Genomic DNA, 11,304 nt, shown 5'->3' with positions numbered 1-11,304 from the left:
ACTACTGTAAGAGTAACTTCTCCATTAGGATAAGTATCATCAGTCCATACCCTTAATCCGCTATAAGATTTAACATATACTCCTTTTGATTTAAGTTCACTTACCCGACCAACCCATACCTTTTTTGCGTCATCATATGATATATTAGGTTCGATATCTGATGCGAAATCAAAATAAGCTACATAATCAAAGGCTTGGTTAAAATCACCCTTGGACACATTATCTAAAAAGTTGGTAGCAGCAGTTCTTGATTGATATATTTTGACAGCATAACTACCAAATGTATTTAAAAATACACCCATGAATAATGCTATACTACAAAAGCGATAATCCTGTTTCTAATCCTTTTTACAAGTTTATTAGAGGGTATGTCTTTTATATACAAAGCCTTATTGGCTCTCTTATCTATTATTTCCTTTTGAAGTTCGTCAAAGACTTCTTTACATTCCCTGCAGTCCTTAATATGTTTTAATAAAAATTCGTTACTTCCTTCATTTGTTAAGCCCTCAATATATAAGGGAATTAAATCTCTAACTACATCACAATCTATTTTTCATGTTAATCCTCCCATCTACCTCTAGTTAAAATATCTTTAAGCTGGAGCTTGCCTCTATAAAATGTAGTTCTTGCCCATCCTTCGCTTTGTTCAAATATCTCCCCAATCTCTTTGAAGCTTAATTCACTAAAAGTGCGAAGAGTAATTATCTCTTTATAAGGCTCTTTTAATTTATGAATAGCTTTTATTAGTTCAATGTTCGTTTCTTTTTCTAAATTTACGCTTTCAGGAGTAGAGTAGTCAGCTATATCACTTTTATCTTCAGTAAAAATAGACTTTTCGTAAGAAATAGTAGATATTTGAACAACTGTTTTGAATATAATTCGCAAAGCCTATTAAAATCCTCCACAAACAACCTCCTTTCGTAATGTATGTCCTTTTTCTTCATATTTCGTTACAACTTTTTTAAAAATTGTTAGGAGACTTTTACTTATTAAAGTATAACCACTGTAAACTAACTCGTTAAGTTACAGTGGTCATATCTATTTCTAACTATTCAATTATTTAATTTAAGTTATGACGCAATAATATACGCTTACGCAGTTAAGTATATCACAATACCACCCGTTGCATTGCGTTTTTGGGATTTCATCTTCAAGAATACCCGATGTCATCTATAAAAACCCCTAAAAAATCGGGCCGTAAAATGCACTTTTTGACCCCGATTTTTGCCCTTTTCTGCTCCAAAACCACTACATATAGTGGTTGACCTGTCTTATTTGCCCTTCAAACCACTATTCGTCATCAGAACTATACTCTCAACGTGCCTTGAGGATACAAAAAAGATGTCGCCTGAGCCTGGTGGGGCCTGGGCGGGAGAATACTTCTGACAAAAATTGTTGTTACTGAGGCATTTTTAATAAAATATTTAATCAATGTATTCCTTCAATGCTCCTCGAAAGGCTGAGTGCCGTGGATATCTTTCTAAATACCTGTTTATGACAATACTTTTTGCCATTTTCATACCTAACGACTCTTTTACTTCCCCCAAGGCAGCTGCCAATAAAGCAACATCATTATATTTATCTCTGTATTTTCCGCCTACAATTCCATCTATTCTTTTATCAATCACGGATTCCAGCCACTTGACATATGAACTCATATCATCGACAGTTATTGCATAATTTACTTTCCATAAACAAAAGATACTCCAAAATATTTCTTCACCTTTTTGCGTACTCACTTCAGTTTCAAATACAGAATTTTCTTTCATGAATACAAGGTTTTTGCTCTCATTAAACCCTATCCTGTTTGAAACCTGGACTGCTATCTTTTTTCCGGCTTTTCTCAGATTATTATCCGTGAATAAATACAACAGTAATAAATCTACACCATAACCGATAAAATTACCGCTCCAGCCCAATGGACTTTTCTGTTCCATACACCAGCTTTTAATCATTTCAAAATGTCCCGAGAAAAAGTATAAGATATTTATATTCTATATCGGTAATATTATTTTTAGCAATTTCAGATATGCACTGATTATAGTGATTTTCAGATACATGCAATTTTTCTATTCTTTTTTCTGCAAAATCTTTATATTCCCTTATCACTTCTCCGTCTGTAAAAAGTCTTAAATAATTAGGTATGGTTGAATTGGAGTAAAAGGCTTCATACCAACATTCCTTCATGAATTCACTATCATTTAAACAACCGGACGCCTGAGCTGTTTTCAAAGCAATTTCACCGCGTATTTTCAAATCACTTTCTATTCTATCAAGTGCCTCTTTTCCAATCCCTTTCATTTTCTCATAATCATGAGTCTTTTCGTATTCCAACAACGCAGCCAAGTAAACGGATGGATGCTCTTTATAGCCTTTTCTCGCCATTTCCAGCAAACCCTCCGTTCCTTTATAATATAATAAACCTTCCTTTAATAAACATGCCGAAACCTCACCGCTCTGTTGCATAAGAAAATCAATCCACAATTGCAAAAACATATCCGTATCCCTTAACTCTTCTCTACCTATCGAGAAAATGTCTTCAATATGAATCTCTTTAAAATAAGGGTATATAAAATATGAATACAAAACACTTGCACGTTGAGCTGCCGTTTGTAATTGATAGTTTGAATACAGTACGTCTAGTGCAAGTACCTTTAAGTTTACTCCAACCAGTTTTTCATCGACCATTTCTTCAAGGCTTAATTCAAAAGAATCTCCGCCATCTTCATCTTCAACGAATATTTGTGTATCCATAATCAATTTAAAAATTGTTACTGCTTCTTCATATCTGCAATCATTCATACAGTCATGCGCAAACAAAACTGCATCTTCGATTATCCTGCAATACCTTCATTGTCCTCATATTCCCATATCCAGTCACTTGCCCAATATCCATTGGAATAATCTTCATATCCTTGGGCCGACAAACACAATTCGCCATTTTCTATTTTAGTAAAAATTCTCTTTATATCACTAAGCTTTTCTTTTACTTTCTCATTAGGTATTAATCTTTTATGCTGCAATGCCTCCTCGTACTTACTATCTTCTCGGTCTTCTCGGTCATCTTGATCATGACAATCTTCAAGCAGCTGTAGAAATGACGCTCTCTTGTTTTCAGGCGTTTTTCTTGCAATATTATGCAGACATCTTCTTAATTCCTCAATGCTCATACAGTTCAGTATTTCATCTGATTTCCCAACAAATTCTTTCTGATTCATCTTTCCCCCCTGTATTTCAATCACCCTACAATATCCTATTATTCGCAATAAAGGAGCTTTGCGCAAAGTTTTAGCAGGTTCAATATCGCTATCTGCTTTTAAATCTGTAAATTTCCTTTAATCTTTCAAATATCTCAAAAGCTACCGGGCATACTTCAACCACATTTAACATACTGTAAAGGTTCCCTAACCTTTCCGGCTGATTTGTATGTGGATAAGTCTTACAGCTTTCAGGTTTCATAGCACCCAGTTTACATTCTCCATCTTCATCCAGAAAATCACATGGCCTGTGCCTGGTTTCATATACTCCCTTTGTCAGTGGTTTCTTTCCTCCGGCGTTTTACTTAACTCTGAATCCCTCTCCTCTTTCTTAGTATTGACAACATAATGTGTAGCATAGGCTTCTTCTATAACGGTATATCCGGATTTGCTAAAGCGCAAGGGGATTTTCTTGCCTTTTACGCCACACTGGTTATACGCCGTCGATGAGGATTTCAAATGATTCTCCAGAGCATATGCCCTAAGTTCTTTTATTATAAATGACAACTTGCTCAAGTTGGTCTTACATACTTTTTCAAGGTATGGTACACGACCGAACCGCCAATCTTCATAATCTTTAGCAGATAATACCCCAATTTTCACTACGCAGTCATATCCCATAAAATTCTTATACGTTGTGAACATATCGCCCTTTTCGAACTTACGCTGAAACCCCCATTGGATATTCTCGCTGGTATTCCGGCTCTCATCCTGTGCAAGCATACTCCTAAGTGTAATCTCGAACTCTTTATCCACTTCAATTGAATCCAACTTTTCATTTTCAAAATGCATATTGATCCCTCGCTCTCTTAAAAATCTTATCATCTTTAAAATCTCCAGAGTGTCCCTTGACACCCTGCTGATTGACTTGGTTATGATGTAATCGATTTTGCCTTTCTCAGCTTTCCTAAGCATTTTATCCAAACCGGTTCTTCCGCTTCGACGCAGTCCACTTTCAATGTCAAAAAATACACCGGCATAAAGCCAATTGGGATGGCTTCGTATCATCTCCGTATATGCACTTATCTGAATCTCAAGACTGCGCAGTTGTTCCGGTCCGGATGTGCTGACCCTGCAGTAGGCGGCAACTCTGAGCTTTTTATTCTCTTTAGGTATAGCCGGTATAATCCTGACATTTTTCATCTCGTTTCTTACCATCTATAAAAAATAAGCAAGCCTATTTATATTTTACAAAAGAAAAGACGTGAAAGATATCCTCCACGTCAAAACATATTTACTAACTCAACCTCTCAGTCCCTTGATACATCAACGTTTCAGGTTCTGCAACAGGATTACGGCTTCAACATGTGTCTGGGCAAAGTAGTGATACTGAAACGCGGAATTATGATGCTCATACCCAGGGGGCCTTTTTAGGGGGTCGGGGGTCGTGAGTTCTACCCAATGCGCAAAACGATTTACATTTCTGGATTTTCGAAATTGCCGATTTAACTGCTTTTTATTCCAACCGATGAATCCGTCTCGTGGGCGCAGAGCCCAGGTTGCTGCCGAAAAGCTTATAGCCCCAAGCAAAGCACCCGATTCACTATAAATTAAGTACTGAACTTGTGCGCCGGGTAAAGGAGTGTAGCCATGATAGTGGTAACGCATGAGTTTAATTTTTCGTGTACTTGTATATCTTTATCGTTTATCATTATTAAATTATTGAATCTCGAATACAAATCCATTATAATGAAATAAAAGGGAGGTATATTATGAGACAAGATAGCATTATAAGTTTGAAAAAAAGAGCGAGAACTATCAAAAATATCTTAGCACTTATCTTTATTATTGGGATAATATTACTCTTTGCAGCATTAATTGTATCTTTTATTTTATTCTCTGCTCCGGAACAAGGATTTACTGCTGAAAAGGGAAATCTAGATTGGTTTATAAAATACAATCTATCCAATGGTACCGCCTTTGGAGTTTATATTCCTTTTAGGATTATACAATCTCTAAATATCGAAATGTTTAGCGCGAAATCCGCCTTCCTAACTTACTTGGTTTCAAGTGCAATTCTTAATATTGTTATTCTATATGGGTTAAAGCAGGTGATAAACATTCTTAATACAATTTCAAGAAACACAACACCATTCGATATTAATAATGTTAGAAGGCTTAAAAAGATAGCATTATCAATAATCGTTTATTCAGTTGTAGTTGATCCAATAAGAAACCTTTTGGGTTGGGCTTTTGTATCAAAAATTTTTGATTTTGATTATTCAAATATCCATCTAAGCGGAATCTTAATTGCAGTGGTTATCTTTATAATAGCTGATGTATTTAAATACGGGATATTCCTTCAAGATGAAGTAGATACAACATTGTAAGGATGTGCTAAGCAATGGCCATTATCATAAGATTAGATAGAGTCTTAGTTGAACGGAAGATAAAACTTAATGAATTGGCTGAAGCAATTGGAATTACTAATGTAAATCTTTCAAACTTGAAAACTGGAAAAGTAAAAGCAATAAGGTTTTCGACGCTCGATGCAATTTGTAAGGTCCTCAAGTGTCAACCAGGGGATGTTCTAGAGTTTGTTGACCAAGAAGATACAGTAACTTAATTTTCTTGTGATTTGGGTTACAAAGAACCGCAGGCATGTAATTTATGCCCTACGGTTCTTTGTAAAATAGAATTCGATTAAACTGCGTAAAACCAATCAGTCATGTCCATCGACCAAGTAAAACCAATTTCATAGTCTCCAATTTTCACCCCTAATGTAATTTGACCGTCAGCACTTGCTTCTATTGTTCTACCACCGTCGATAATACTATGCGTATAGGGGTTTGGTGACCAAGAAAAACCTACGCCGTAAGGAGCGATATAAGACGTGTGGTAGGTTACCTGAGAGAATAGATTTTTCTCATAGTAGGAATTCCAATACTCTGTTGCCCAAACTTCTTGGGTAATATACCCGATAACCTCATAACTGCCGAGCCAAACAGGGTGCGGATACTCACTCTTAAATTTACCAGTAAAGTCCATTGGCTGAACCAACTGGTCAGCTGATTGTGGTACATTTAATTTTTCATGTAACTTTCCTATTGAGTTCTCAAAATCTTTAACCGAATTAAATTGTAGTTTAACAGTTGAAGGATCAACATTTTCAAGAATTACAGCTTTTGCGCCTATTTTAGCAGCAACTGCATCAATTTCTTCTTGAAACTTGGCTTTGTCTAACTTCGCGTTATCTGCAACTTTTGTTTTGTTTGTTGCTGCAAATGCCGCAGAGGGTAACGAACCAACAAGTAATACGGCAACTAAGAGTAGACCGAGTATCTTCTTAAGTTTCATTTCTTTAGTTTCCCTCCATAAAAGTTTATTTTAAAAAGAAATTGTTTAGAGAATTACATTCATATATACCATCACCTCATTGTAAGTTAAATAGGCTCTCGGCATTCGCCGAGTCCAATGGAACGAGATTTGCTTGAATCATCAATATTAAGTTTTCATTAAAAATATTTTCAGGGGATAAAAAGCAGTTCAAATTCCCCTCCATTTCTTAATACTCCCTTCACAAATATCCCCCAGTAGGTGTAGTATAAAATTACCTACAATTTGTGTAGGGGCAAACGCTTTCAGATCAATTGTTACTTTGTGGGTATGGTTGATCTGAAAGCGTCCTTATTTAAATGGCGAAAGCCATCTAAATACTTGGAGGATAATATTTCCTCCCTTGTAACAACAATTTAAGGAATATAAACGGCTTCAGTATAGGAATAACCGGTTTCATAGGTCGACCCGTTATATGCTGTATGCTCAGCAAATACCCGGTAATAATACCCGGACGATACGCCTAAATTTTGGCCTCCGGACACATATGATGCGTTAGAAGATGTGCAGTCGTAAGATTGAAGAGTATACCAATTTCCATTTGATAAATACTGAAGGTGCAGGGTTAAACCGATTTGTGAAACTGGAGAATAAGTCGAGGTATAACCTGAAATAGTAATTTTCCCGTTCCCATTGTCTGACAGTTGGCTACTGCCCCCTGAAAGAGTTTGATAGGTCATGGGTTGTACCAACTTGCCGGTGCTGGCATTGTTCGTGTATAGCAAGCTCCATCGAATATTTTTCCTCTATCGGCTCAAGCCCCCGGTAAATATCCGTCATAAGTTTCTCAAAAATTTTATTACCAAGTGTTTTAGAATAATTAAAAAAGCCGACCAAGGTGAAAAACACTCACCCCAGTCGGCTTACTCTTCGGCCTTATTCAATTTCACACTCTATCTCAGACCCATCACGCAGACTAACAACCAACTCCCCATCGTAAACCGTTATCTTTTCCGTCAATTTAAAGCACAGGTCTACATCAAACCGGTCAATAGGCTTTGCAGTTTTGAATATATCAATAAAGCGCTTCGCAATGACTCGCTTGAGGATGTCATCTCCGTTACTTTGGTCCGTCCACTTAGCCATAAAGTAATTTTTGTTTTCAACCACCGCATTGAAAGTGTTGACAAAGGTTATATATAAAAGTTGGTCATCAATATGCCTACTCCCGCACCCCTTTTCTCCTTTGGCTACATATTTATTGTTACACCACCAGATAATCCTACGCAACCTTTCATCCGTTGAATTCCAAACCTTTCTGCCATAAGCCCTTCCGCAGTTTCCGCAAATGATTCTTCCTGCGAAGGGGTTGTCATCCGTAGCGTAATCAACCTTTTGGATATGATGTTTTTCAGCATAAGCTCTTCGTCTCTCTATTTCAAGTTGAACGGCTTCCCAAGTATCCTTATCAATAATGGCGAGATGGCTGTTTTCAACATAATACTGTGGAACATCCCCATCATTCTCGGCCCGTTTCTTCGAGAGGAAGTCGACGGTATAAGTCTTTTGAAGAAGAGCATCCCCCTTGTACTTTTCATTAGCCTGTGTCAACTCTTACATAAAAAATAAATGACCTCCCGCAGCATTTCCGATAATTGCAGATGGTCAGCTATGCATAAAGCGATCTTCTTTTACTATTGATAGAATAGTCGTCGTTATTACCAAAGTTTTATATTGTGCTGTGCATTGCCCATCAGCCCAGCTGCACAGGCGGGAGAGTAAAGGATAAAAAATAAATTCGTGAAATCTTCTAATTTCAAAAATTCACTCATGCAAAACCTCCTGTTGTTCCTGTTTGTAAAAGGCAAACGCACTCCACGTGCCTTGAATGGTTAAAAAAGATGCCGCTTGAACAAAGTGAGTCCTGGATGTATTTGTAGTATTGTCAAATTAGTTACATTAATTTGCTTTACTCCTGTTCTATATTTCAACTTCCGTTAAAGTTAAATTCATTGCACTCCCCCCAACCTTGACCTCAAGAATTTCATTTTCCTTTACTACTAACGATACTCGGATTTCAGATGGTTTTTTCATGGAATACCCTTGTTCAAAGATTATGTTTAAAGCTTGCTCGTTGTTGATTTTTTTATGGTGATACAGGTAGCAGCCAAGTGCACCATTCGAGGTCCCTGTTGCCGATTCTTCGGGGATATCATATAATGGCGCAAAGTTTCTGCAATTAGCGTTAGCACCATGCAAGGATTCTAAGGTAAAAACATGATACCCGACTGCATTGTATTTTTGGCTAATTTTTTTAATCTTTTCCATCTCCGGTTTGATTGCATTTAAAATCTCAATGCTTTTTACCGGAACCATAATATCGCGAAGCCCTGTTGATACGACTTGAACCGGCAAATCTTCTGGAATTTGCGGAGTCTTGATATTCAATGAATCTGCAATTTCATCTTTATCTATGATTTCCGAAAATACAGGAGCTGGCTGGTTCATCATAACGAAGTTATCATCTTTAATTTCGATTCCCAGTATTCCGGCTTTGGTCTCCTGTTTGAATATTTCGGTGTGGCAGCGCCACCAATACGCTCAGTACTGAGCCACTATCTCGCTCAGAATGAGCCACCCTGTTGCTGGTTGAGCCACTTACTGTGAGATTCAAGCAGCACAGGGGGCCCAAGATTACTTCAATACGTTATTCTTGAATACCCTTGCGTTTACGCATGGAATCCTCTCCATCAATGAAGATGGTGTATGAATCATGCACAATTCGATCAAGGATTGCGTCAGCCAAAGTGCCTTCACCGATCTTTCCGTGCCAGCCTGCTGGCGCGAATTGTGAACAAAAAATGGTCGAGGTCTTTTGATGTCTAGCTTCAACAATCTCTAGGAGGTCACGAGCTTCGTTGTTATTTAAGGGTATAAGGAGCCACTCGTCAAGGATTAACAGGTTTACTCGTTTGTACTGCTTCATGACCTTCTGAAAGATACCTTCCCCTCGGGCTACTGCAAATTCATTGAGTAGGTCAGGAAGACGGATGTATTTGACCGTGTAAAAGTTGCGACAAGCTGCAATTCCAAAGGCGCAGCTCATGTAACTTTTGCCAGCACCAGATGCGCCAAGAACAATAAGGTTGTGTTTTTCTTGAACATAATTGCAGGTTGATAGACGTGTAATCTGAGCTCTATCAAGCTTTCTGTCAGCATGGTATTCTATATCCTCGATGCAAGCATCGCTAAAATAGAGTTCTGATTTTCGAATAAGGCGGGCTAATTTATTGTTTTTTCTTCTAGCCCATTCGGTATCTACCATAAGGCCAAAACGGTCTTCGAATGATAGGTCCTTGAAGGATGGATCATCTAACTGCTTGCGATAGGAGTCAGCCATGGAAGGTAGTCTGAGCTCATTCAGTTTTGTTACTGTCGTTTCGTTCAGCATTATGAGTTCCTCCCATAATAGTCTGCACCTCTTGTAAATCCAAAGTTTGCAGACGTATTAATAGGAACAGTTTCTTCTTTGACGACTTTATCATGACCAGTTTTTAGAATCGTCTGGATGCTTTTGTAGCTAGGATTTGGCGTATAGGATAACGCTTTTTCACAGGCAGCTTCAAGACGATTCACGCCGTATTTGTCAGCCATCTTGAGTAGAGCCATGCATGATCGGTAGCCTTGTTGTTCTACTTTGTGCGACGCAAGAATTGCTTGGACAGCTATGGATGTATTAAGACCAACACTTTTTGCCCAAGAGATAAACCGCTCTGAGTTCCAAGCAGCATACTGCTTATGCTCTTCTGGCATATGCTCAACAACCGTGCTGTACTGGCCTTCTCGTCCATGTAGCTTTGGATGTGAACAGACTCGGTGGTTATTAAAGAAGACTTCAATAACATTCCTGGTGATACGTACATCAACTTTATGTTTGATGTATTCGTACGGGCAGCTGTAATACATTTTCCCTACGGCTATATGATAGTTAAACTGAACGGTTGCGATCTTCCAAGTGGCTAGCTCGTAGGGAACGTGGGGCAGTGGTAGTAGCGCAGGTTGCTCTTCTTCCTTAAAGACACTTAGTCTACTCCCTGGTTTCTTTTGAAACGGTTTACTGTTGAAGTCCTGTAGTTTAGGCATTATGGCCTCGTTAAGTTCTCTAAGTGAGAAAAACTTCTGACGGCGTAACGCTGCGATGATCCAGGTCGATATGATCCCGACAGTACCTTCAACCGTAGCTTTATCTTTCGGTTTTCTAACACGAGCAGGAATTACAGCTGTTCCATAGTGTTCGGCCATATCGTGATAGGTCTTATTAATGATCGGTGTGTACCATGATGTTTTTTCTACACCTGTCTTAAGATTATCCGGAACTAGAATTCTGGTAACGCCCCCAAAGAACTGATAGGCATTGACATGTGCAGCAATCCAGCTTTCCTGATTCATTGACAAGAAGGCTTCAACATAGGCATATTGACTAGACGATAATGCCGCTACAAAAACGTAGGCGTCGATAGCTTCGCCTGTGTCACGATCGATAATTGTGGCTGTCTTGCCAGCCCAGTCGACTTCTAGTAGTTCTCCAGGCTTGCGGTCGATGTGCATGGTAGCTTTTGCAACGTTAGCATACTCACGGTAGTATTTGCAGAACTGAGTGTACATGAAGGGAACTTCATGACTAAGCCGACATGTTTCACAGTACTCATTCCAAACAAGGCTTAAAGTAACACCGTTTTTCGCCATTTCTTTATGGATGTAGTCATAGTCA

The 11,304-nt window shown here is 38.2% G+C and carries 14 protein-coding genes and 1 pseudogene; 2 read left to right on the top strand and 13 right to left on the bottom strand.

The annotated features are described in order from the left end of the window. The 7 genes and pseudogenes from UF75_RS21850 to UF75_RS27620 all read right to left on the bottom strand — a co-directional run. Positions 1-302, bottom strand: a pseudogene (locus UF75_RS21850) (hypothetical protein); the annotation flags it as partial. Positions 303-558: 256 nt separating this feature from the next. After that, complete coding sequence (locus UF75_RS21845) at positions 559-885, bottom strand: sigma-70 family RNA polymerase sigma factor (protein WP_052693525.1); 327 nt, start codon at positions 883-885, stop codon at positions 559-561. A 539-nt stretch (positions 886-1,424) separates the two neighbouring features. Further along, the gene (locus tag UF75_RS21840; protein WP_045576666.1) at positions 1,425-1,955 is read right to left on the bottom strand and encodes a hypothetical protein; all 531 of its coding nucleotides are present in this window, start codon (positions 1,953-1,955) and stop codon (positions 1,425-1,427) included. 1 nt (position 1,956) lies between these two features. Continuing rightward, the gene (locus UF75_RS21835) at positions 1,957-2,802 is read right to left on the bottom strand and encodes a hypothetical protein (RefSeq protein ID WP_045576665.1); all 846 of its coding nucleotides are present in this window, start codon (positions 2,800-2,802) and stop codon (positions 1,957-1,959) included. Positions 2,803-2,834: 32 nt separating this feature from the next. Continuing rightward, complete coding sequence (locus UF75_RS21830) at positions 2,835-3,218, bottom strand: hypothetical protein (RefSeq protein WP_045576664.1); 384 nt, start codon at positions 3,216-3,218, stop codon at positions 2,835-2,837. A gap of 315 nt (positions 3,219-3,533) precedes the next feature. After that, a complete protein-coding gene (locus UF75_RS27625) occupies positions 3,534-4,400 on the bottom strand; it encodes a recombinase family protein (protein ID WP_082075285.1) in 867 nt (288 codons plus the stop codon). A gap of 123 nt (positions 4,401-4,523) precedes the next feature. Continuing rightward, positions 4,524-4,865 (bottom strand): Druantia anti-phage system protein DruA, encoded by a 342-nt coding sequence (locus UF75_RS27620; protein WP_082075284.1) that lies wholly within the window; start codon positions 4,863-4,865, stop codon positions 4,524-4,526. A 104-nt stretch (positions 4,866-4,969) separates the two neighbouring features. Here UF75_RS27620 and UF75_RS21820 point away from each other — a divergent pair, with 104 nt between their 5' ends. Both UF75_RS21820 and UF75_RS21815 read left to right on the top strand, forming a co-directional pair. Continuing rightward, positions 4,970-5,587: a DUF2975 domain-containing protein gene (locus tag UF75_RS21820; RefSeq protein WP_045576663.1), complete on the top strand. Its 618-nt coding sequence runs from the start codon at positions 4,970-4,972 to the stop codon at positions 5,585-5,587. A 14-nt stretch (positions 5,588-5,601) separates the two neighbouring features. Next, positions 5,602-5,823 carry a helix-turn-helix transcriptional regulator gene (locus UF75_RS21815; protein WP_045576662.1) on the top strand — a complete coding sequence of 74 codons (222 nt, stop codon included), beginning with the start codon at positions 5,602-5,604 and terminating at the stop codon, positions 5,821-5,823. Positions 5,824-5,900: 77 nt separating this feature from the next. Here the strand turns inward: UF75_RS21815 and UF75_RS21810 are convergent, their stop codons facing one another. From UF75_RS21810 to istA, 6 genes are all read right to left on the bottom strand, one after another. After that, complete coding sequence (locus UF75_RS21810) at positions 5,901-6,554, bottom strand: hypothetical protein (RefSeq protein ID WP_045576661.1); 654 nt, start codon at positions 6,552-6,554, stop codon at positions 5,901-5,903. 395 nt (positions 6,555-6,949) lie between these two features. Continuing rightward, positions 6,950-7,273, bottom strand: coding sequence for a hypothetical protein (locus tag UF75_RS27615; protein WP_242860381.1), 324 nt, complete (start codon positions 7,271-7,273; stop codon positions 6,950-6,952). 196 nt (positions 7,274-7,469) lie between these two features. Beyond that, a complete protein-coding gene (locus UF75_RS21805) occupies positions 7,470-8,144 on the bottom strand; it encodes a recombinase zinc beta ribbon domain-containing protein (protein ID WP_045576660.1) in 675 nt (224 codons plus the stop codon). A gap of 369 nt (positions 8,145-8,513) precedes the next feature. After that, a complete protein-coding gene (locus tag UF75_RS21800; protein ID WP_082075282.1) occupies positions 8,514-9,107 on the bottom strand; it encodes a PhzF family phenazine biosynthesis protein in 594 nt (197 codons plus the stop codon). A gap of 133 nt (positions 9,108-9,240) precedes the next feature. Further along, on the bottom strand, positions 9,241-9,984 hold the full coding sequence (gene istB / locus UF75_RS21795; RefSeq protein WP_045576659.1) for an IS21-like element helper ATPase IstB: 744 nt from the start codon (positions 9,982-9,984) through the stop codon (positions 9,241-9,243). Next, a partial coding sequence (gene istA / locus UF75_RS21790; protein WP_045576658.1) for an IS21 family transposase occupies positions 9,984-11,304 on the bottom strand: 1,321 nt, incomplete at its 5' end. The genes istB and istA, both read right to left, overlap by 1 nt.

The organism is Desulfosporosinus sp. I2 (assembly GCF_000960765.1).
In the GTDB taxonomy this organism is placed as follows: domain Bacteria; phylum Bacillota; class Desulfitobacteriia; order Desulfitobacteriales; family Desulfitobacteriaceae; genus Desulfosporosinus.
Note: the sequence above shows the minus strand (reverse complement) of the source record. Positions and strands in the feature narration are given on the sequence as shown.